This is a genomic window from Photobacterium profundum, from assembly GCF_003026285.1.
In the GTDB taxonomy this organism is placed as follows: domain Bacteria; phylum Pseudomonadota; class Gammaproteobacteria; order Enterobacterales; family Vibrionaceae; genus Photobacterium; species Photobacterium profundum.
In genome coordinates, this window is sequence record NZ_PYOD01000001.1 from 676,815 (window position 1) to 699,481 (window position 22,667).

Annotated in this window: 23 protein-coding genes, 1 riboswitch and 1 other annotated feature; of the genes, 15 read left to right on the forward strand and 8 right to left on the reverse strand. The window is 40.3% G+C overall.

Annotated features, from left to right (window positions below):
• Positions 1-223: 223 nt before the first annotated feature.
• The 11 genes from C9J48_RS02915 (at position 224) to hisIE (ending at position 10,134) form a co-directional block, all read left to right on the forward strand.
• Positions 224-1,447 (forward strand): EAL and HDOD domain-containing protein, encoded by a 1,224-nt coding sequence (locus C9J48_RS02915; RefSeq protein ID WP_006231161.1) that lies wholly within the window; start codon positions 224-226, stop codon positions 1,445-1,447.
• 2 nt (positions 1,448-1,449) lie between these two features.
• A complete protein-coding gene (locus C9J48_RS02920) occupies positions 1,450-1,986 on the forward strand; it encodes a YchJ family protein (RefSeq protein ID WP_006231160.1) in 537 nt (178 codons plus the stop codon).
• Positions 1,987-2,227: 241 nt separating this feature from the next.
• Positions 2,228-2,410 (forward strand): hypothetical protein, encoded by a 183-nt coding sequence (locus tag C9J48_RS02925; protein WP_006231159.1) that lies wholly within the window; start codon positions 2,228-2,230, stop codon positions 2,408-2,410.
• Between the two features lie 263 nt (positions 2,411-2,673).
• Positions 2,674-2,809, forward strand: a sequence feature (His leader region).
• A 51-nt stretch (positions 2,810-2,860) separates the two neighbouring features.
• Positions 2,861-3,757 carry an ATP phosphoribosyltransferase gene (hisG, locus tag C9J48_RS02930; RefSeq protein ID WP_006231158.1) on the forward strand — a complete coding sequence of 299 codons (897 nt, stop codon included), beginning with the start codon at positions 2,861-2,863 and terminating at the stop codon, positions 3,755-3,757.
• Positions 3,758-3,761: 4 nt separating this feature from the next.
• Entirely contained in the window at positions 3,762-5,093 is a 1,332-nt protein-coding gene (hisD, locus tag C9J48_RS02935; RefSeq protein ID WP_006231157.1) for a histidinol dehydrogenase, read from the forward strand.
• 2 nt (positions 5,094-5,095) lie between these two features.
• Positions 5,096-6,190: a histidinol-phosphate transaminase gene (hisC, locus tag C9J48_RS02940; protein WP_006231156.1), complete on the forward strand. Its 1,095-nt coding sequence runs from the start codon at positions 5,096-5,098 to the stop codon at positions 6,188-6,190.
• 17 nt (positions 6,191-6,207) lie between these two features.
• On the forward strand, positions 6,208-7,293 hold the full coding sequence (gene hisB, locus C9J48_RS02945; RefSeq protein WP_006231155.1) for a bifunctional histidinol-phosphatase/imidazoleglycerol-phosphate dehydratase HisB: 1,086 nt from the start codon (positions 6,208-6,210) through the stop codon (positions 7,291-7,293).
• On the forward strand, positions 7,293-7,925 hold the full coding sequence (gene hisH, locus C9J48_RS02950) for an imidazole glycerol phosphate synthase subunit HisH (protein WP_006231154.1): 633 nt from the start codon (positions 7,293-7,295) through the stop codon (positions 7,923-7,925). The genes hisB and hisH overlap by 1 nt, the downstream gene beginning before the upstream one ends.
• A 61-nt stretch (positions 7,926-7,986) precedes the next feature.
• On the forward strand, positions 7,987-8,721 hold the full coding sequence (gene hisA, locus C9J48_RS02955) for a 1-(5-phosphoribosyl)-5-[(5-phosphoribosylamino)methylideneamino]imidazole-4-carboxamide isomerase (RefSeq protein ID WP_006231153.1): 735 nt from the start codon (positions 7,987-7,989) through the stop codon (positions 8,719-8,721).
• Positions 8,722-8,740: 19 nt separating this feature from the next.
• Positions 8,741-9,514, forward strand: a complete 774-nt coding sequence (gene hisF, locus C9J48_RS02960) for an imidazole glycerol phosphate synthase subunit HisF (RefSeq protein ID WP_006231152.1) — start codon at positions 8,741-8,743, stop codon at positions 9,512-9,514.
• Positions 9,511-10,134, forward strand: coding sequence for a bifunctional phosphoribosyl-AMP cyclohydrolase/phosphoribosyl-ATP diphosphatase HisIE (gene hisIE / locus C9J48_RS02965; protein WP_006231150.1), 624 nt, complete (start codon positions 9,511-9,513; stop codon positions 10,132-10,134). Before hisF ends, hisIE begins: the two co-directional genes overlap by 4 nt.
• Before the next feature lie 120 nt (positions 10,135-10,254).
• Here the strand turns inward: hisIE and C9J48_RS02970 are convergent, their stop codons facing one another.
• Both C9J48_RS02970 and C9J48_RS02975 read right to left on the reverse strand, forming a co-directional pair.
• Complete coding sequence (locus tag C9J48_RS02970; protein ID WP_006231149.1) at positions 10,255-10,833, reverse strand: thymidine kinase; 579 nt, start codon at positions 10,831-10,833, stop codon at positions 10,255-10,257.
• A gap of 195 nt (positions 10,834-11,028) precedes the next feature.
• The gene (locus C9J48_RS02975; protein WP_006231148.1) at positions 11,029-12,624 is read right to left on the reverse strand and encodes a Na+/H+ antiporter NhaC family protein; all 1,596 of its coding nucleotides are present in this window, start codon (positions 12,622-12,624) and stop codon (positions 11,029-11,031) included.
• A 99-nt stretch (positions 12,625-12,723) separates the two neighbouring features.
• Positions 12,724-12,907: riboswitch (Lysine riboswitch) on the reverse strand.
• Positions 12,908-13,276: 369 nt separating this feature from the next.
• Here C9J48_RS02975 and C9J48_RS02980 point away from each other — a divergent pair.
• A complete protein-coding gene (locus tag C9J48_RS02980) occupies positions 13,277-13,672 on the forward strand; it encodes an H-NS family histone-like protein (protein WP_006231147.1) in 396 nt (131 codons plus the stop codon).
• 499 nt (positions 13,673-14,171) lie between these two features.
• On the opposite strand, the gene C9J48_RS02985 is transcribed toward C9J48_RS02980, so the two are convergent.
• Positions 14,172-15,143, reverse strand: a complete 972-nt coding sequence (locus tag C9J48_RS02985; RefSeq protein WP_006231146.1) for a lytic murein transglycosylase — start codon at positions 15,141-15,143, stop codon at positions 14,172-14,174.
• Between the two features lie 8 nt (positions 15,144-15,151).
• Positions 15,152-15,430: a YcgL domain-containing protein gene (locus C9J48_RS02990; protein ID WP_006231145.1), complete on the reverse strand. Its 279-nt coding sequence runs from the start codon at positions 15,428-15,430 to the stop codon at positions 15,152-15,154.
• Between the two features lie 222 nt (positions 15,431-15,652).
• Between C9J48_RS02990 and minC the strand changes: the two genes are divergently transcribed.
• Genes minC through minE form a run of 3 tightly spaced genes read left to right on the forward strand, consistent with a single transcriptional unit; the run spans position 15,653 to position 17,417 of the window.
• Positions 15,653-16,315, forward strand: coding sequence for a septum site-determining protein MinC (gene minC, locus C9J48_RS02995; RefSeq protein WP_036803313.1), 663 nt, complete (start codon positions 15,653-15,655; stop codon positions 16,313-16,315).
• Between the two features lie 22 nt (positions 16,316-16,337).
• Positions 16,338-17,150, forward strand: coding sequence for a septum site-determining protein MinD (gene minD / locus C9J48_RS03000; RefSeq protein ID WP_006231142.1), 813 nt, complete (start codon positions 16,338-16,340; stop codon positions 17,148-17,150).
• 6 nt (positions 17,151-17,156) lie between these two features.
• On the forward strand, positions 17,157-17,417 hold the full coding sequence (gene minE, locus C9J48_RS03005; protein ID WP_006231141.1) for a cell division topological specificity factor MinE: 261 nt from the start codon (positions 17,157-17,159) through the stop codon (positions 17,415-17,417).
• Positions 17,418-17,471: 54 nt separating this feature from the next.
• On the opposite strand, the gene rnd is transcribed toward minE, so the two are convergent.
• From rnd to C9J48_RS03025, 4 genes are all read right to left on the reverse strand, one after another.
• Entirely contained in the window at positions 17,472-18,596 is a 1,125-nt protein-coding gene (gene rnd / locus C9J48_RS03010; RefSeq protein ID WP_006231140.1) for a ribonuclease D, read from the reverse strand.
• Positions 18,597-19,240: 644 nt separating this feature from the next.
• Entirely contained in the window at positions 19,241-20,932 is a 1,692-nt protein-coding gene (fadD, locus tag C9J48_RS03015; RefSeq protein ID WP_006231139.1) for a long-chain-fatty-acid--CoA ligase FadD, read from the reverse strand.
• A 148-nt stretch (positions 20,933-21,080) separates the two neighbouring features.
• Entirely contained in the window at positions 21,081-21,980 is a 900-nt protein-coding gene (locus C9J48_RS03020) for an alpha/beta fold hydrolase (protein ID WP_006231138.1), read from the reverse strand.
• A gap of 38 nt (positions 21,981-22,018) precedes the next feature.
• A complete protein-coding gene (locus C9J48_RS03025) occupies positions 22,019-22,585 on the reverse strand; it encodes a Slp family lipoprotein (RefSeq protein ID WP_006231137.1) in 567 nt (188 codons plus the stop codon).
• Between the last annotated feature and the right edge of the window lie 82 nt (positions 22,586-22,667).

Here is a 22,667-nt window from a genome sequence, read left to right on the forward strand (position 1 = left end):
TTAAAGTACAATCTGTTGAAAATAAAAAAATATTATCTATTAATGTCTAAAATCAGTCTTTGTCCTATATCATTGTCTTAATTTGTAATGAATATCACATTGGGTATTGATACTAATTTGTAATATAACCAATCAAAATGATTCTATTCACTAGAGTTATTAATGGGTACAATTGGCATTGTTTTCCTATTCATTTTCTTCATATTGGTTATACGAAAAGCACATGCATTCATACCTAGCACGGCAACCTATTCTAAATAAAGACAAAGTAACCGTAGGGTACGAATTACTTTTTCGAGATGGACCCAATAATTGCTTCCCCGATGTTGAAGATGAACTCGCAACCAATCGTTTATTGATCGATAATTTTTTCACTTCAGGGTCATCACAAGTGACCGCAGGGAAAAAAGCTTTCGTAAATTTCCCAGAATCAAGCCTTCTTCAAAGAACGCCTCTTCTTTTTCCCAAACAAAGCTTTGTGATTGAGATTCTGGAAAGTTGCACCCCTTCAGATGCATTACTAGACGCTATTATGGAACTTCATCAAAAAGGCTACACGCTGGCATTGGATGACTTTGTTCCAAGTGAAAATTGGCTACGTTTTCTACCTTTTATCCATATTATTAAATTTGATATACGTGCGATACCAATTGGCAGAACGCACTTTTTTATACAAAAACATAAGAAAAATAATATCAAGTTTTTAGCAGAAAAAGTCGAAACGTATGCTGAATTCATTGAAGCTCGTAATGCTGGATTTGATTTTTTCCAAGGCTTCTTTTTTAGTAAGCCCGAAATGGTACAAAGTAGATCACTGACACCATCAGCTTTAACAACAATGCAGCTTTATCAAGAAATATGCTTACCGCAAGTTAACTTTAATAAAGTTGAACAAATTATAGCCACTGATGTATCACTGTCATACAAATTACTTCGCCATGTAAACACCATTACATCGTCAAAATCGCAGCCTATTTCATCGTTCAAACAGGCATTAGTCTATTTAGGTGAAGAAAAATTACGCCGCTTTATTTCTTTTGTTGCTGCGTCTCATGCTTTGGCAGAAAAACCCCAATCGTTATATAACCTCTCCTTACAAAGAGCTAACTTTTGTGAACGTTTAAGTTTACTTACCACCCCAAAAATAGTGAGTAATCAGGCTTTTTTAACGGGCTTATTTTCACTTCTTGATTCATTACTTGATCAATCAATTGAAGAGTTAATTGAACAATTGCCTTTAAGCGCTGAAATTCAAGCTGCACTAGTGAACAAAACTGGGCCTCTCGGCATAATGCTTAAATTAGTCATCGCTTATGACCAGGCAGATTGGGGTAAAGTCTCTCTCTACAGCAAAGAACTGGGTATTGATGAAACAAACGTTGCAGATGTCTATGTTGAGTCATTAAAATGGTCGGCAATTATTGAGAAATCATCAGCGACCAAATAATCATGTCTAATCAAATCACGTTATGCCCATGTGGTAGCAAAAAACAACTTGCAGAATGTTGTCAGCCAATACATCAATCAGCAACATCAGCGACACACCCTGAACAAATTATGCGTGCGCGTTACAGTGCGCACGTTCTAGGCCTTGTTGATTTTGTTGTTGCTACCTACCACCCAAGTTGTGAAGCAGAGCAACACCGCGAAGCAATTGCAGATTCAGTTCACTCAAAATGGCTTGGGCTTCAAGTCATAAACAGTGAGATTGCTGACAATGGTGAAGGTTTTGTTGAATTCAGAGCCATGTATCAAGATGGAAAAGATCAATATACGCTGCATGAACGATCTCGTTTTCTGCAAGAAACAGTCAACGGAGAACTGCAATGGTTCTATATCGATGGCGATTATCCTGAAAACCACATAGCTGAAGAAACTGCAGAAACACCACCAGCAATTCAACCAGCAGTAAGTACCAAAACCATCGGGCGCAATGACCCTTGCACCTGTGGCAGTGGTAAAAAATTCAAAAAGTGTTGCGGATAACCTCAGCAACAAAAACACATCACTTGTCTTAAAAAGTTCTTGAGATCAGCATTAGCGGGTCTCTCTTAGCTTGCTTCTTTGCTTATCCCGCCTTCAACATTTCTTTAAATAAAAACCACCTAGCATGTCATCATTAATCATAATGGCAGTGTTAATACAAAAAATAGAACAAAAAACACTCAAGATGTTCACTAATGTGCCGACACGGTTTTATATACATAATAAACGTGGAGGGAAAGACATGATCAATACCAACAACAATCTGCCGCGAACTGCACAGAAACAGCTCAAAAAAGTGACCCAATCAACTATGATCACTGATCGCCATCAACGGGTCGAGCCTAAGCAAGAAGACGCACTCGAACAACCCGAAGAACAACAAGTAAATAAACAAAAAAAAGGGTTATTAGATATTTATGTTTGATTGGCTCATTTACTAACGTACACACTGCTACATTTTTGTTAATACAACTTAGAGCTTCCTCACGGGATACGCTGTACCTCCGTGAGAAAGCGAGTACAAATAGGCACTTTAGACGGTATCAATAATGAATTTACTATTTACATAAAATTAATGTTGCAAATTCTAATGAGCTTCGTTAGTGTGAATACCAAGCATTACACACAAGTGTATTAAGTAACTATCTATACAGAGTAAATAATTATGCGTATCCCAATGGTAAATCTACATCACCATCATCATCCTGACTAGTCTTTCGGGAGGATACGCCTCACTCTGGAAGACAGCCAAAAAATCTTCCAGTGTTTGATAAAATAAAGAATTCAAACCCTCGGAGAACATCACTTCCGAGGGTTTTTGCGTTTTAGGGCTTTAAAAGATTAACTTTACAGAATTGGATTAAGGAATATGACCATGCAAACACAACGATTAAGAATTGCGATTCAAAAGAAAGGACGTCTGAGTAAAGAGTGCCAAGATTTACTTAAGCGTTGCGGTGTTAAATTCAATATGGTCGGTGAGCGCCTAGTGGTTCATTCTGAAAATATGCCTATCGACCTACTCCTTGTTCGTGATGATGACATTCCTGGTCTTATTATGGATGGTGTTGTTGATCTTGGGGTTATTGGTGAGAATGAGCTAGAAGAAGTAGGGCTAGAACGTGCTGCTCGCAATGAACCTTCTGATTATAAAAAGCTTCGTCGTTTAGATTTTGGTGGCTGTCGCTTGTCTATCGCTATCGACAAAGATGAAACGTATAACGGACCACAAGATCTTCAAGGTAAGCGTATCGCTACAACCTACCCTCAACTTGTTAAACGTTATATGGACGAACAAGGCGTTACATTCAGCCCTTGTATGCTAAACGGCTCTGTTGAAGTCGCTCCTCGCGCAGGTCTAGCCGATGCAATTTGTGACCTTGTATCAACAGGAGCAACGCTGGAAGCCAATGGGCTAAAAGAAGCCGCGGTTATTCTTCGCTCTAAAGCTGTACTAATTCAATGTACAGCCGATCTAGGTGCCGAAAAACAAGCGCTAATTGATCGTTTGTTAACACGTATGCAGGGTGTCATTCAGGCAAAAGAATCAAAATACATCATGCTACATGCACCAACAGATCGTCTTGAGCAAATTAAAATGCTGCTACCTGGTGCTGAAGATCCAACCGTATTACCACTATCACAAAATAACAACCGCGTAGCCGTTCATCTTGTCAGTACTGAAAACTTGTTCTGGGAAACGATGGAACAATTAAAAGAATTAGGGGCGAGCTCTATTCTAGTACTGCCAATTGAAAAAATGATGGAGTAACACAATGAAAACGGTTGTTTGGCAATCTCTCAGTGAAAACCAGCAAGAATCTTTACTTCAGCGTCCAGCAATAACTGAAGGTGCAAATATTACCGCCATTGTCGCTGATGTGATTGCTGATATCCGTCAACGTGGTGATGAAGCACTATTAGATCTCACTGAAAAATTTGATCGTGTTCGCCCTGATTCAATCAGAGTGTCTGAACAGGAAGTAGCGGCAGCTTCATCACGGCTTAGCAATAGCATGAAACAGGCGCTGCAACAGGCTTATCAAAATATCTCAACATTCCACAAAGCACAGAAAATAAAGCCGCTTCGTGTTGAAACACAACCAGGTGTGGTATGTGAGCAAGTAACACGACCAATAAACTCTGTTGGTTTATACATTCCTGGTGGTAGTGCACCATTACCATCGACAGTATTAATGCTGGGTGTTCCCGCACAAATTGCAGGATGCCGTCAGGTCGTTTTATGCTCACCGCCCCCCATTGCCGATGAAATATTATATGTGGCCCAACTATGTGGCATTACAGAAATCTATAATGCTGGCGGCTCTCAAGCCATTGCAGCTATGGCTTATGGCACAAAATCAGTCACGAAAGTCGATAAGATTTTCGGACCGGGTAATGCCTTCGTGACAGAAGCAAAACGCCAAGTCAGCAATGATTTCCGTGGTTCGGCAATTGACATGCCTGCGGGCCCTTCCGAAGTATTAGTCATTGCCGATAAAACAGCTGATCCTGATTTCATTGCCGCAGATTTATTAAGCCAAGCGGAACACGGACCTGACTCTCAAGTTATTTTGTTAACACCAGAACCAAGCATAGCTGATCGTGTGGCTGATGCTATTCAGCAGCAACTGAAAGTATTACCTCGTGCTGATATTGCTCGCCAAGCCTTGGGCTCTAGTATTTTAATTGTTACAGAAACAATCACACAGTGTATCTCTATTTCTAACCACTACGGTCCTGAGCACTTAATTGTACAAACGCGTGAACCGCGAGAGTTAGTGCCTTTATTGGATAATGCTGGCTCAATCTTTCTTGGTGATTGGTCGCCAGAATCAGTGGGTGATTACGCCTCTGGCACTAACCATGTGCTACCAACCTATGGTTACACACGTACCTATTCAAGCTTAGGTCTTGCTGATTTTTCTAAACGTATGACAGTACAAGAGCTTACCGCTGATGGCCTAAAAACCTTAGCGCCTACCGTGGTTACCATGGCTGAAGCTGAAGGGTTAGATGCACATAAACGCGCTGTTACTATCCGTATCGAAAAATTGCAACAGCAAGCAATATTAAAAGCACAACAAGTTAAAGAAAAGGAGGCGTAATAATGAGCATTGAAGAATTAGCGCGTAAAACAATACGCGAACTTACGCCTTACCAATCAGCACGTCGTTTAGGCGGTAGTGGTGATATTTGGCTAAACGCAAACGAATCCCCTTTTGCAAATGAATATAGTGTCACCTGTAGCCGCCTAAACCGTTATAGTGAATGCCAACCAGCTGAGCTGATTCAAGCTTATGCTGATTATGCGGGGGTTGATAGTAAGCAAGTTTTGACATCCCGTGGTGCCGACGAAGGTATCGAATTATTAATTCGCACATTCTGCGAACCAAACCAAGACAGCATTCTTTATTGCCCACCGACATATGGCATGTATGCTATCAGTGCAGAAACGTTTGATATCAATACGAAAATAGTGCCACTAACACCGGAATGGCAATTAGATCTGCCTTCGATTGAAAATAACCTTAATGGGGTTAAATTAGTGTTCATTTGTAGCCCTAACAACCCTACTGGTAACGTCATGAAGCGTCGAGATATCGAAAAGCTACTTGATATGACCACAGACAAAGCAATTGTGGTCGTTGATGAAGCATATATCGACTTTTGCCTTGAAACCTCGACGGTAGATCTACTCGCCAAATACCCACACTTAGTGATCCTTCGTACGCTATCAAAAGCATTTGCATTAGCAGGCTTACGTTGTGGTTTTACGCTAGCCAATACTGACGTTATTAACTTATTGTTGAAAGTTATTGCACCGTACCCAGTGCCAGTGCCAGTTGCTGATATAGCTGTTCAAGCCTTGTCTGTCGCTGGTCGTGCTAAAACGAAATATCAAGTACTCGACATCAGTGCAAATCGTGCTTACTTGCAAGCCGGGTTAGGGATGCTGCCAGGTGTCACTGTCTATGATGGCTACGGTAATTATTTACTGGTGAAATTCTCACAAGCCGATGCTTTATTTACCGCATTATGGGATCACGGCATTATTTTACGACGATCTCCTATTGAAAACTGCATTCGTATCAGTGTCGGTAATCGTGATGAATGTGAAAAAACACTGGCCTTTATTCGTGCTCATGTCATATCACAAGGCAATGCATCAGCAAATAATGATGAATTAAACGCATCTAATTAAACACAAGGAAGTACATTGTGAGCAAAGAAAAAATTCTATTTATTGATCGGGATGGCACCTTAATTGTTGAGCCACCCGTTGATTTTCAAGTTGATCGATTAGATAAACTCAAGCTAGAACCGTTTGTTATACCAGCACTGTTAACGCTGCAAGATGCAGGATATAAACTTGTAATGGTGACTAACCAAGATGGTTTGGGAACAGATAGCTACCCACAAGCAGATTTCGATGCACCGCAAAATATGATGATGGAAATCTTCGAGTCGCAAGGTGTTAAGTTTGATGATGTATTAATTTGCCCACACTTCAATGAAGACAACTGCAGCTGCCGTAAACCAAAACTAGGATTAGTGAAAAGTTACCTACAGCAAGGTCGGGTTGATTTCGCAACATCTGCAGTAATTGGCGATCGTCAAACTGATCTTCAGTTAGCTGAAAATATGGCCATCAAAGGTATTCAATACAACCCACTACCTACCGATAAGAGCAGCTTAAACTGGCAGCAGATTGTAAAAGACCTAACAACAAACCCTCGTATTGCTGAAGTTGTTCGTACCACCAAGGAAACTGACATTCGCGTTAAAGTGAATTTAGACCAAACTGGTGGGAACTCTATTGAGACAGGCTTGGGCTTCTTTGACCACATGCTCGATCAAATTGCAACACACGGTGGCTTTCAAATGCAGGTTAATGTGAAAGGTGACTTACACATCGATGATCACCACAGCATTGAAGATACTGCCCTCGCATTAGGGCAAGCACTCAAAGAAGCACTGGGTGATAAACGCGGTATTGGTCGTTTTGGCTTTAGCTTACCAATGGATGAATGCTTAGCACAATGTGCATTAGATTTATCAGGTCGCCCTTATTTAAAATTTGAAGCAGAATTTGGACGCGATCAGGTTGGCGATCTTTCAACTGAAATGGTATCGCACTTCTTCCGCTCCCTTACTGATACGCTGGCGTGTACCTTGCACCTTTCATCGACAGGTCATAACGATCACCACATTGTAGAAAGCTTGTTCAAAGCATTTGGTCGCACATTACGCCAAGCAATTCGTGTTGACGGTAATGAGCTACCAAGCAGTAAAGGAGTTCTGTAATGGCAAGTGAAAATCAAAAAGTTGTCATCATTGATACCGGCTGTGCCAATGTATCTTCTGTTCGCTTTGCGATTGAGCGCTTGGGCTATACCGTTACGATAAGTAAAGAAACAAGCGTGGTACTAAATGCGGATAAATTATTTCTTCCCGGTGTAGGCACGGCAAGTGAAGCCATGAAAAACCTGCAAGAGCGAGATTTAGTTGAACTCGTCAAGCAAGTTGATAAGCCATTACTCGGCATCTGTCTAGGGATGCAATTACTGGGTGCATTATCCGAGGAACAAGGACAGAACGGAAAAGAGCTTGTTCCTTGTTTAAACCTGTGCGACGCCCCAATTAAAAAATTAAAAACAGGCGATTTACCCTTACCTCACATGGGTTGGAATACGATTACTCCGGTGGACAATCACCCATTATTTCAAGGTATTCCAGCAGGCAGCTACTTCTATTTTGTACATAGTTACGCCATGCCAGTATCTACTGAAGTTAACGATTACACCATCGCCCAGTGTGAGTATGGTCAGCCTTTTAGTGCAGCAATTCAAAGTGGCAATTATTATGGTGTGCAGTTCCATCCTGAACGTTCTAGCAAAGCAGGCTCTCAACTGATTAAGAATTTTTTAGAGATGTAGCCTGTTACTTAACATCATATTTTTCACATAAAGTGATTTACATGCATAAAAAGGATTTAGGATGATTATTCCCGCACTCGATTTAATTAATGGTCAAGTCGTTCGTTTGTTTCAAGGCGATTATGGTCAAGTCACTGAATACAAAGTAGACCCAGCAGAACAATTTAAACGATATAACCAAGCCGGTGCAAACTGGCTACATTTAGTCGATCTTACCGGCGCAAAAGACACATCAGCACGCCAACTAGACCTAATCAGCCAATTATTGGCAAGCACCCCAGCAAATATACAAATTGGTGGAGGTGTACGGTCAGAGAAAGATGTGTTTGATCTATTGGAAGCAGGCGCACAACGTGTTGTTATTGGTTCTACTGCCGTAAAACAACCAGAAATGGTAAAAAGTTGGATGGAAAAATACGGACCAGAGCACATTGTTCTAGCCCTAGACGTTAATATAGATAAAGACGGTAACCGCAACGTGGCTATTTCTGGCTGGCAAGAAGATTCAGGTGTAAGCATTGAAGCATTGCTTGAAGACTTCCTAACCGTTGGTCTAAAACACGTTTTATGTACTGATATTTCACGTGACGGCACCTTGGCTGGCTCTAATGTTGAGCTATATGTCGACCTTTGTGCTCAATACCCACAAGTACAATTTCAATCTTCAGGCGGTATCGGTGACTTAAACGATATTGCAGCCTTAAAAGGCAGCGGTGTAGCTGGCGTCATTGTAGGTCGTGCTTTATTAGACGGTAACTTTACTGCTGAAGATGCTTTCCACTGCTGGAATAGCTAGAACAAGGAGTCAAACAATTATGTTAGCTAAACGAATCGTTCCTTGTTTAGACGTTCGAGACGGTCAAGTAGTAAAAGGGGTGCAGTTCCGTAATCACGAAATTATTGGTGATATTGTCCCTTTAGCCAAGCGCTACGCAGAAGAAGGCGCTGACGAGCTGGTTTTTTATGATATTACCGCATCCAGTGATGGTCGTGTCGTTGATAAAAGCTGGGTAGCTCGTGTCGCTGAAGTTATTGATATTCCTTTCTGTGTTGCTGGTGGTATTAAATCTGTTGAAGATGCGAGCCGTATATTGCAATTTGGTGCCGATAAAGTATCGATAAATTCCCCAGCCCTTGCCAACCCTGCACTTATCACAGAACTTGCTGATAAATTTGGCGTGCAATGTATCGTGGTGGGTATTGATTCATACTTTGATGCTGAAACAGGTAAATATCAGGTTTATCAATTTACTGGTGATGAATCGCGCACTAAAGCAACTCAATGGGAAACCTGTGATTGGGTTCAGGAAGTACAAAAACGTGGCGCAGGTGAAATTGTATTAAACATGATGAACCAAGATGGCGTTCGTAACGGTTACGATCTAAAGCAATTAAATATGGTACGTGAAGTTTGCCATGTTCCTTTAATTGCTTCTGGTGGTGCAGGTGAAATGGTTCACTTTGCAGATGCTTATCAAAAAGCCAATGTGGACGGTGCACTTGCCGCTTCCGTATTCCACAAGCAAATCATCAATATTGGTAAACTTAAGCAGTACTTAAAAGAACAGAATGTGGAGATCCGACTATGAGCCTTGTAACAACAATTAATTGGAAAAAAGTAGACGGATTAGTCCCTGCTGTCATTCAAGACAACACCAGTGGTCAAGTACTGATGTTAGGGTATATGAACCAAGAAGCTTTAAACAAGACGCTAGAAACAAAACAAGTCACGTTCTGGTCTCGCACCAAAGAGCGCCTTTGGACAAAGGGAGAAACCTCTGGCAATGTACTCGAGCTTAAAAGTATCAACCTTGATTGTGACCAAGATACATTATTAGTAAAAGTGAACCCTATAGGGCCAACTTGTCACTTAGGTACACCAACATGCTTCGACAACGATGCAGAAGGCAAGCAAGAACAACCTGCATTGGTGTTTCTTCATCAACTTGAGCAAGTCTTGGCTAATCGTAAAGGTGCAGATCCCGAATCGTCTTACACGGCCAGTTTATACGCTCGTGGCACCAAACGTATTTCGCAAAAAGTGGGCGAAGAAGGCGTTGAAGTCGCGCTTGCGGCAACGTCGGGTGACAAGGCGGAATTAGTGTGTGAATCGGCAGATCTGATCTATCACCTAATTGTTTTACTACAAGATCAGGGACTAAGCTTGTCTGACGTTACTGAAAAATTGCAAGAACGTCATAACAAATAATAGGCTTAAACTGGTTATTTATAATTTTAAACCAAAGCGTTCACTGTTATTAAAATAAACAAAAAGGGAGCAATGCTCCCTTTTTTAATTCATGTTATACAACTATGTGCGGTATCGTTATTAACGACCTAACGCTTCTTTATAATGCTTTCGACAAACTGAAACATAGCGATCATTACCACCAATTTCGACTTGATCGCCATCAGCAATGGCATGACCCGTTTCATCTTGGCGAATAACCATATTAGCCTTGCGGCCGCAATGACAAATTGTTTTTAACTCTACGAGCTTATCAGCCCAAGAAAGCAAATATCGACTGCCATCAAATAGCTCGCCACGGAAATCACTGCGTAACCCATAACATAGAACAGGAATATGTAACTTATCGACGACTTCTGTTAATTGGTAAACTTGTTCTTTTGTTAAAAATTGGCATTCATCTATTAATACACAATCAATATGTGTATCTGCATACATCACGCTTAATTTAGACCAAAGATCGTCGCTTTTATTATATAGCTCAGCGTCTTCTTCCAAACCAATTCTAGAACTCACCTTCCCTGCACCAAATCGGTCATCAATTGCAGCTGTAAAAATCACTGGTCTCATACCGCGTTCGCGATAATTAAAAGATGACTGCAATAATGTTGTCGATTTACCCGCATTCATTGCAGAGTAATAGAAATACATCTGGGCCATGTGGCTCCCCTAATAAGACAATTAGCTTGGTTCAAAATCAGCCGAGATGCTACAGAAAACCCCTGTAAATTGAAAGTCTCGACCAGAGAGAAATGCTAATAATGGTGCGTAGCGCTGATAAAATGAATCAAAACGAAAAAAGCCTGTGAAAATATCACAGGCTTTCGTATTTTCTTACCGTTTAGTATGCACGCGTTATGCGTTAGCTGTTGTGCCTTTAGGGCGTCGAGACAACCAAGACAAGAGTACACATACAAGAATAAAGGTAATCGTTGCAGCCATGAAGGCAACAGGTAATGAATCCGTCATGCCAAGTACTAAGAAGCCAATAACCGATACAAACGCGACAGATAGCGCATAAGGCAACTGCGTTGAAACGTGATCAATATGATGACAACGAGCCCCCGTTGAAGACAGAATCGTTGTATCTGAAATCGGTGAACAGTGGTCACCAAACACTGAACCAGCTAATACTGCACCCAACATTGGTAACATTAATGCGATATCCGTTGCACCAGCAAGGTCTCCGGCAATCGGAAGCATAATACCGAATGTGCCCCATGAAGTACCTGTCGAGAAAGCCATAATGCCAGCAAGCACAAATAGAATCATAGGTAACAACATCGGGTTAATATTGCCCTGCACAAGAGTAGACAGGTATTTACCGGTTGCCATATCACCAATAACACTACCAATACTCCATGCAAATAGAAGGATTAGAATCGCACCAAACATCGATTTAGCACCAATCCACATTGTCTTTGCAACATCGGCCATTGGGATCTTCTGACGAATCACAGGTACTAGAGCTGAAATCAGACCAATTAAGCCACCGTAGCAAAGCGATAAACCAACATCGGTATTTTCAAAAGCACCAAGAATATTAAATGCAATACCATCTTCGGCAAGCACTTGATAACCAGTAAAAATCATAAAGAAGAATGTAGCAAATATTAGCGCAATAATAGGCAGAACCAAATCAGCAACACGACCATTGCTGCTCTCGTCGATTTCGAGCTCATCATTTAAGTCTTTTGCTCGACTATCATCATCACCTTCATCAAATCCACGGCCTTGGCTTGCCTGAATTTCATGCTTCTTCATTGGACCAACATCAATTTGGAACCATGCAACAACAAATACCATTGCAAGTGCGAAGACTGCATAGAAGTTCATTGGCGCTAGCTGAACAAAAGCACTCAGCGCTGAATACTCCGTCACACCATGTGACGCTAAAATGCCACCAATAAGGGTGATAATGTATGCACCCCAGCTTGACGCTGGCATAAGAACACACATAGGGGCAGCGGTAGAATCTAAGATATAAGCAAGTTTAGCGCGAGACACATAAAAACGGTCTGTTACAGGGCGAGCAATCGAACCAACAGCTAGGCTATTAAAGTAGTCGTCAACAAAAATGAAAACACCTAAAAATGCTGCTAATAATTTTGCACCGCGTTTGCTTTTTATACGAGTCTGCGCCCACTCTGCAAAAGCACGAGTACCGCCAGATAATGTAAGAAGTGCTGTCATCATTCCAAGTAATAAAAGGAAAGCAACAATGCTCATATTCCAACTATTAATTGCGCCATCATCGATGAACAAGCTTGATACTGTCGTTGATAAGTAACCAACGGTTGCACCTGCGGAGAAGTCTGTAAGTAATACAGCACCTAAAAGAACACCTACACCCAACGAAACAAGTACTTTACGTGTAAGAATAGCTAAACCTAGTGCCACCAATGGTGGTAAAAGTGATATAGCTGAATGGGAAAAATCTACAATATTCATGATCTCTACTACAACCGGTTCTGGTCGGAGATCTACTGTTAGTACGGTGTAATACCGCAATTTGAAGAGTTTAAGGAAAGAAGGTACCTCCTCTCCTACCCTCACAGTAGCGCTCCATAGTTAATGTAATTATATACTATGGCAGTGTTGCACCTATTCGATACAACCCCAGCAAGAACGTTCGATTAACGCCTTCTTACTTCGGCATTGGCTCCTTTCACAAGCAATCATAGGAATCACCCTCCAGCTTGTTACTTATAGACAATGCGCCTCTACCCTTAGTTAAGGAATGGTTCATTCTACGGACTGACAATTCATTTGCAACAAGTTCCAGTGCATTTTTTAACAAAAATAGTGAATAATATTGCCCGCATGGTGATTTTTTAACCATTAAATCTGAATGCTTATCTTCACTATTATGAAATCAGACACATTAATAAATAGATATGAAATGAAAATGTATTATGGCTTCTCATCAAAATCTTCCATTACATTTTTCAAAAATGAGAACATCTTTGAAAAATAATCATTATTTAATTAGTAATTAAATAAATTGTTTGGCACATTACATATAAAAGTATTACTATTGCTGTAAATTAACTTTGACTGCTATTATTATTTACAGCTAGTTTAAAACTAACAGGAAATAAAAATGTCTGACGTAATGAAAGTACTATTAAACCTACGTAGCCTTCGCGCACTTTCTCGTGAATATACAGTAGAACAACTACAAGAAGCACTTGAAAAGCTACAAAGTGTCGTTTCAGAACGCACTGAAGCTGAAGCTGAAGATTTAGCTAAAGAAACTGAGCGTAAAGAAAAACTCGACCATTACCGTGAATTGCTAATGGCTGACGGTATCGATCCTGAAGAGCTATTATCTAGCCTAGCTAAAGCACCTAAAGCTAAACGTGCTGCTCGTCCTGCTAAATATAAGTTCATCGATGAAAACGGTGAAGAAAAAACATGGACAGGTCAAGGCCGTACTCCAAGTGCACTTAAGAAAGCACTAGATGACGGTAAATCTTTAGAAGATTTCGAATTATAATTTAGCTGAACTCAAGCTGAATAAACCCAGTTAAGGCTGGGTTTTTTTATACTTAATCCAAAATATTATACCCTTCAATATAAGCAATAAACATAACCATGATTCTTGCCATATACTATTTCCACACTCTTCCCTGTTAAATTTATAGTATAAAAACACTTTCACAAACTAATGTAACCCAATGACTACCAAGCCAACACCCCCACAGTAAGTGACTGTTTTAAAAACAATTAAAGCCAAGTGCGATAGAGAATACATAAAACTTCATCTATACTAATATTATAACAATATTCTTATTTATAGTTTCCAATCTAAGTCATTATCCCAATACAAAATAACAACAAAGATGTAATCTTCAGTCCGATTACAATACAAAATACGCAGAGTAGGTTCTACCTATATAGTATTACGGTAATTCAACACAAAAAAGCCAGACATTAATGTCTGGCTTTGAAAAGCGATTATAAGTAAGAAATTAGCCTAATACTAATAACGTCAACTATCGGATTTTATCTGCTAGATGACTAACGGCCAAAGCAAAATAATGCGATCGATTCCACTTTAACAATGTTTGGTAATTACCATAAACTAGATACGCTCGACCATGATTATCATCTGGTTGAACCAACCAAGCATTAATTGCAACATCAGGTAATGGCTCACCATTAAGTTTGCGAACACCAATACTCTGCCAATTAGCTAATGATTTAGCTTTTTCCTGTTCAACGCCTTTTAAGCCTGAACTAACCGGAGAGACTAATTTAACTTGTCGCCCCCATGTATATTCATCATTCCATCCAGACATCTTCAAGTAATTGGCAGCGGAGGCAAAGACATCATCAACATTTTGCCAAATATCAATCTTGCCATCATTATTTCCATCCACAGCATAAGTCAGGAAGGAGGTTGGCATAAATTGAGGCTGTCCCATTGCACCAGCCCAAGAACCTTTCATATTCTCGGGACTGATATGACCTTCATTTAATATTTGTAATGCAGCCATAACTTGTTTACGGAAGAAAGCTTCTCTTCGCCCGTCATAAGCTAAAGTAGAAAGTGCTTCGACAACATTATAATTCCCCATAAGACGACCAAAATTACTTTCGACCCCCCATAAGGCAACAATAAATCGTGGTTGAACACCGTATTCACGACCAATTCGTTCTAAAGCTGTTTTATGTTCTTGATATAAACGGTTCGCTTGCTTTACCTTCCAATCAGGTACCGCACGAGGAATATATTCATCAAGCGTCAACTTTTTCTCAGGCTGATTTTTATCAGCCTTTACCGCACGTTCAGTATATTGAATATTGTCGAAAGCAGAATTGATAATCGACTCTGAAATTCCATTATTACGAGCTTCAACTTTTAATCCACTCACATATTCATCAAAACCTTCATTAGCAGAAAAAGCTGATGAAGATATCCCTAATCCAATGACCACCATGGCCGATATCAGTCGCTTGTGCATATTCACCTTTACGAAGTTTGTGAGGCTTTCGCTGCCTTATATTGATGTAACAAATTGGTTATTGGGGGTGGTACTTGTAAGTAATAGCCAACAGTAGAAAGTGATTCCTTCACTTTTTCTACATCAGCCAATGCCAACTTACGGCCTTCAAGCTTTAACACCATAACAAACTGCGGTGTTCCAAAGGTTCCCATTAAACTATCAGGCACATCTGAAAAGTCGTCTTTTTTATTAATATATAAGTACGTATTTTCTTTTTTTGAACTTTTATAAATTGAACACAACATCAAAAACCGCCTGTTTGTGAAATCTTCACTCAATTCAGACAACTTTTTTGCTTAATCATTCCATGAAATACCAATTTGATAAGGTACTGGATGAGAAGCTTGTCTGAATTTCCAATGCTAGGGCAAGGATAGCTTGCCGATATACCTATAGGAATATACCATGCAAGTACCTTTGTGATAACGTATCTAATTGGCTAATTCAGTTTAAGTCATATAATGAACATGACCAAAATGGCAGAATTAAAAGGGAGCTCCTTTACGCTCTCCGCCCTACACTTAGTTGATGGGGATATAAAAAAGGCGACTGATTACTTAAAAGAAAAAGTAAATCAGGCACCTAACTTCTTTGCGTCTGCACCAGTTGTAATAGATATAACCCAAGCAGGGCGTGAAATTAATTTTAAGCAGTTAAAAGAAGATGTAAAAGATGCGGGAATGATTCCTGTTGGTGTTAGTGGTTGTAAAGACGCTCGCATGCAAAATGAAGCAAAATCAGCAGGCTTTGCTATTATGAATGCTGCAAAACAGGCTAAGGATATGCCTGTTGCTATTGAACCAACGCGAATTATTCGTACCCCGGTACGTTCTGGACAGCAAATATATGCGAAAAATTGTGACCTTGTTGTCATGAGCCATGTCAGCGCTGGTGCTGAAATTATCGCTGATGGTTGTATTCATGTTTATGGCAACCTACGAGGCCGTGCAATTGCAGGTGCTAATGGCCAGCATCAAGCGCAAATTTTTTGTCAGAATATACAATCTGAATTGATTTCTATTGCTGGTAACTACTGGCTTAGTGATAAAATCAAGGAAGAGTTCTGGGGTAAAGGTGTCGTTATCTCACTTGCAGAAAATAATTTAAACATAGAGCATTTAACTCTATAACGTTTGATAAGGAATTTAATAGATGGCGCGTGTTATCGTTGTTACCTCAGGCAAAGGTGGTGTTGGTAAAACCACATCCAGTGCGGCAATCGCATGCGGTTTAGCCCTAGCTGGGAAAAAAACGGCTGTAATCGATTTTGATATCGGTTTACGTAATCTTGATTTAATCATGGGTTGCGAGCGTCGTGTTGTATATGATTTTGTCAATGTCATAAATGGCGAAGCCAGCCTGAATCAAGCTCTAATAAAAGACAAACGTGTTGATAACCTTTTTGTACTTCCGGCTTCTCAAACACGAGATAAAGATGCGCTAACAAAAGAAGGTGTAGCGCGCATTCTACATGATCTTGATGAAATGGGTTTTGAGTTCGTTATTTGTGATTCACCAGCAGGTATCGAGACCGGCGCTTTAATGGCATTGTATTTTGCCGATGAAGCCATCGTTACAACAAACCCTGAAGTATCTTCAGTTCGCGACTCAGACCGTATTTTAGGTATTCTAGATTCGAAGTCTCGCCGAGCAGAACAGGCAGAAGAGCCTGTTAAGCAACACTTGTTGTTGACACGTTACAATCCTGCACGTGTTACTAACGGCGATATGTTGAGTGTTCAAGATGTTGAAGACATTCTGCACATTCCGCTTTTAGGTGTTATCCCTGAAAGCCAAGCAGTACTCAACGCATCAAACAAAGGTGAACCCGTTATCTTTGATACAGAATCTGATGCTGGGTTGGCATACGGCGATACTATTGCACGTTTACTGGGCGAAGAGCGCCCATTCCGTTTCTTAGAGGAAGAGAAAAAAGGCTTCCTTAAACGCTTATTTGGAGGCTAATTTATTATGGCTTTGCTAGAGTTCTTCCGTCCAAAGAAGGCAACTACGGCAAGCGTAGCGAAAGAAAGGCTACAAATTATTGTTGCTGAACGTCGTTCTGCTGGTCAAGGTGCACCCTCTTATTTGCCTCAACTGAAGCTTGATCTTCTAGAGGTTATTAGAAAATACGTGCATATCAACCCAGATCAAGTAAGTGTCAATCTCGATCAAAAAGACGAAGATCTGTCTGTTCTTGAGCTAAACGTTACGTTGCCTGAAGATAAATAATAAAAAGCCCTGAAAGATACTTTCAGGGCTTTTTTAAAAAATAAAACGTACTGTCTATTTCTTATTCAGTAGCGGTAAGACGCGCTCTTCAAACAATGGTTTACGCCATGTTTTTAGCATATCAGGCAACTTATCGTCTGATTTCTGGTATTTCCACGCCCATGATATCAGCTGATTTATCTGCTTTTTAGACGCTAGGAACTCAGGTACAAGGCCTGTTTCTACCTCGACTTTAGTAACCACATCTTTGATATGTTTCACTACCTGCTTATAACCAGACAAATCGACCAAGCGGATAATTTTTTCTGGGTACTGTTCAGCTGGAATATCTTCTACATCCTGAACAATCTTTAACAGTCGATTAGCATGGCGTTGAATTTCCATACTCTCGAAACCTTCAGTCGACATTACTGATTTTGACTTAATATTATATTTAGCCAGCTTCCAAATATGCAGTTCTTTCACCACGAAGTTCAATGCGATGTCACGCTTGCGAGCTTCTAAAATTCGCCACTTCGCGGCTTGTTGCAATACCGCTAATTGCTTAGGATTTAATTGCCAAGCATTTTTCACTAAACGATAAGCTTTATCTAAATCAACACCTTGCGTACGCTTTTGCATCAAAGCTGTACACTCTAACTCTAATGCATCCATCCAGCCTTTCGCTTTTACTTTTTCAAGTAAAGTTTCATATAAAGGCAGCAAATAAAAGACATCTGCAGCGGCATAGTCGAGTTGCTTATCTGTAAGTGGGCGGGCTAACCAGTTAGTACGTGCTTCGCCTTTTTCTAGATCGACACCAACATATTCACTGACTAAAGAGCCAAAACCTGCTGAAACACCATGGCCCAAGAATGCCGCCATTAATTGCGTATCGATCATTGGTGTTGGTAAGCAGCCAGCATGATGCTGGAATACTTCCAAATCTTCACCACAAGCATGAAGCACTTTGATAACAGATTGATCACGCAGTAAATCCCAAAATGGTGTTAAGTCTTCAATTTCAATAGGATCAATCAATACAAGATTATCACCATCAAACATTTGAATAAGACCCAACTTAGGATAAAGCGTACGAGTACGTACAAACTCGGTATCAAGCATAACTACCGAATATGTGCGGGCATGATCACAGATTGTGTCTAAACGTTGAGTTGTCGTTATTATTTCAAAATTCACAGCAAACCTTATTTAACCGGCAGTTATATCGACTCATTCATTATCACAATGAATCACGATATTCAGTCATGTTATACCCACAGATATTTCGTACAAGAGCGAAAAATAGATGTGCTATTAATAGCCATATAAAAAAGAGCTATTCACTACGATTTAATCGATACTATACGAAATACCAATGAGACAACACCAAACTATATGGGTATATTTACTATTAAACGCCTTAACGAATTAATACTATACCCAAGCAACCTCAAAATACAGGATTCAGAGTGATATCAGCGTATTTAGTTCAAGGATAATGTGTGTAGGAATTGCATTCCCTTTCAAGCACATTTGACACAGAAGTAGATACGCTGAATCACTCCCGAAGGGCGAGTTTTGTTGGGCTCTATGCAGTGTTACTTATTTTCAACGTAGAACGACTAAGTCTATAAATAAGTGCCTTGCCTAGAACCCAACAAATTCTCGCTGAAACGAGCATCTTGAGATAACTTGGGTATAACAATCATTATCTCAAATAAAAAGTGCCGACTATAATAGTCAGCACTTAATTGTAACCTTTTTTCTCTCCAGCGTATTTCGGTTTTTAACTCCCGAATACATTATCAGAAACAAAGGCTTCATCAGAAATAAAATCTTCGTTATGCATCTTGAGATTTAGCTGCATTTTCTGATTCTTCACGCAAAGCACGACGTAAGATTTTACCAACGCTGGTCTTTGGTAACTCCTCGCGGAATTCAACGATCTTAGGAATTTTATAACCTGTTAAATGCTCACGACAATGTATTAAAAGCTCATCGCGCGTTAAGCTTGAATCACGAGGAACAATACACACTTTTACAATTTCGCCTGACACTTCGTGTTCTTGGCCAATTGCAGCCACTTCAAGCACTTTAGGGTGAAGCGCTATAACATCTTCAATTTCATTCGGATAAACATTAAATCCAGAAACAAGAATCATGTCTTTTTTACGATCGACAATATGCAGAAAACCTTCATCATCAAAACGAACTACGTCACCCGTTGAAAGCCAACCATCATCCGTTAAGACTTCTTTCGTCGCTTCAGGGCGCTCCCAGTAACCTTTCATCACCTGAGGGCCACGCACCTGTAGTTCACCCGTTTGATCATTCGGGAGTACATTACCTTCGTCGTCGACAATACGTACATCCGTTGAAGGTACAGGTAAGCCAATTGAGCCATTATAGTCGACCAGATTATGAGGGTAAGCCGCCACAAGTGGGGCACATTCTGTTAAACCATAACCTTCAAGCAAATACGTTTTCGTAATGTCTTTCCACTTTTCAGCAACCGCACGCTGAACAGCCATTCCACCACCAACAGATAAACGCAAATTACTGAAGTCTAACTCATGGAAGTCTTCATTATTCAATAATGCGTTAAACAACGTATTCACGCCGGTAATCGCTGTAAATTGATAACGTTGCAGTTCTTTAACAAATGTTGGGATATCTCGCGGGTTAGTAATCAATAAGTTCTGACCACCAATTTCAATAAACAATAAGCAGTTAACCGTCAGAGCAAACACGTGATACAAAGGCAGAGCCGTAACAATTAACTCTCGACCATCTGTTAATACTGGTCCGTAAGCACCTTTTGCTTGCATCACGTTAGCGAGCATATTGCGATGAGTCAGAACCGCTCCCTTTGCAACACCTGTTGTACCACCAGTGTATTGAAGGAATGCGGTATCTTCACCTGATAAGAAGGGTTTGACGTATTGCATACGTCGACCTTTCTTTAATGCAGCACGCATCGAGGTAGCATGTGGAAGGTGATACTTAGGCACCATTTTTTTCACATACTTAACAACGAAATTAACTAATGTACCTTTAGGACGAGAAAGCTGATCGCCAAGGCTGGTCAAAATAACATGGTTTACACATGTATTTTTGACCACACTTTCTAAGGTGTGTGCAAAGTTTGAAACGATCACAATTGCTTTGGCACCTGAATCGTTAAGCTGATGTTCTAACTCACGGGGTGTGTAAAGTGGATTAACGTTAACGACGACACAACCAGCACGAAGAATACCGAATAAAGCAATTGGATATTGCAACAAGTTAGGCATCATTACCGCTACACGGTCGCCTTTCTTTAACTTCAGGTCATTTTGCAAATAAGCAGCAAAAGCACGACTACGCTCTTCCAACTTACGGAAAGTCATTACCTGGCCCATATTAATAAATGCTGTTTGATCTGCAAATTTGTGTACAGATTGCTCAAACATTTCAACCAGTGACGGGTATGCATCCGGGTTAATTTCAGCCGGTACATCTTCCGGATAGCGGTTAAGCCAAACCTTATCCAATTGTATTCTCCTTCTTTTCTATGGCATTTCGCCACTAACTCTGCTGCATTAGCACATTAAACAATTGTTTATGCTCAGCATTACAGCACAACCAACAAATAATTAACATAAACTGATTAGACCAGATATATGAAGTTTGAAGTCAACATTAAAAATCTTGCGTAAAAGTCAAAATATGGCGGTACACATCATTAGGACTGTCGATATGACAATGATGACCACCCGCAACTTTCACCTGATTAAACTGCTGAAACCAAAGCCTTTCTGGGGTTTTTCGTTGTAATTGTTGAAAACCATTATTACCAACAATTGATAAAACTGGGCACTGAATCTGCGACATTAATGCTTGTGCATGCTCTTCAGCCATCCGATATAGTGAATCACACCGCAATCGCTCATCATGACGCCAATACCAGTGTTCGCCATCCGTTTCTGTTCCTCGTTCCACTAACGGATACAGTTCAGATTTAGTTAACTTGTTAACTACACAACGTAAATTCAACGCTTCTTCAAAGGACGCCATTTTTCGCTTTGGACGCGTAACATTTCGTTGACGATAACGTTGACGGCTCACAATGCCTTGCTTTAATCGTAAAGCGGTATTGTCTGCTGTTTCATAAAGCGGTGTTAACCCTTCAATTAACACAATACCTTGCACTTTTTCAGGAAACGCAGCTGCATAACAACCCGCGACAATAGCCCCTAAAGAATGCCCAACTAAATATAGGTTTTGCTCAGACAGAAGCTCAACAACCTGATGCAAGTCATCAATATAATCAACAAAGTGATAATAGTTATCACGATGACGATGTTCAGATAAACCATGTCCTGGCCAATCAAGCGCCACAACATGATAGTGTTTAATCAAGTCTGTAAATAACACATCAAAGCTGGCGGCATTGTCTTGCCAACCATGCAACATTAATAACGTTGGCTTCTCTGTATCGTTATTTTTTTCTATCGGTACAGACAAGCTATTATTGCTACTTTCAAACGAGCAAAGTCCAGCCAACTGTTTCTCAGCCAGCTGAATAAAAATGTTGTGCATCACGCTAAGTCTCTAATGACGGATGATATCCAGTTACTTTACTTAGTCACACGTTGCTTTACTTCGCCGCGTGTCGAACTAAATCCAGAACCAAAACCATAATTCATAAACGAACAACGAGTACCTATACAACTATGATACGCATCGAAATTATCAAGGCGTATTTCTTGTTTAATCTGCCAAATTTGAGAACCAGAAACCGTTACTACGGGAAATGTATATTCAAATTCCCCAACCTTACCTTTCTCGTTGCCATCTAGCGTACCAACAACCGTAAGTAAACGCCCTTGGGTATATTCTAGTGGCTCAAGAAACCCATCAATATAAGCAACAAATCTACCTTGTGGTTTCTCATCCAATTTTGGACGACCATCAGAGGTTAAAGGCAAGCTTGCCATTTCAATACGTGTTCGATGCTTTTCATTGGTAATCGAGGCAATAATTCCACCAAGACGTACCTCTTTATGCTGTACAAATGCGGGATCATCAACGATCGTCGCAAAGTCAGTTATTGGGGTTTCAGTCTGAGTTTTCAGGCTATCTGGTATGCTGGCGCAGCCTACCACAAAGAAGATAAACAGCCCAAGAAATAGCTTTCTAAACATTAGGTTCTCCGTCATAACGTTCAATATACGCTCAACAACTAATAACATCAGTAAACAGAGAGTTTATAGCAAGGTAAGATGA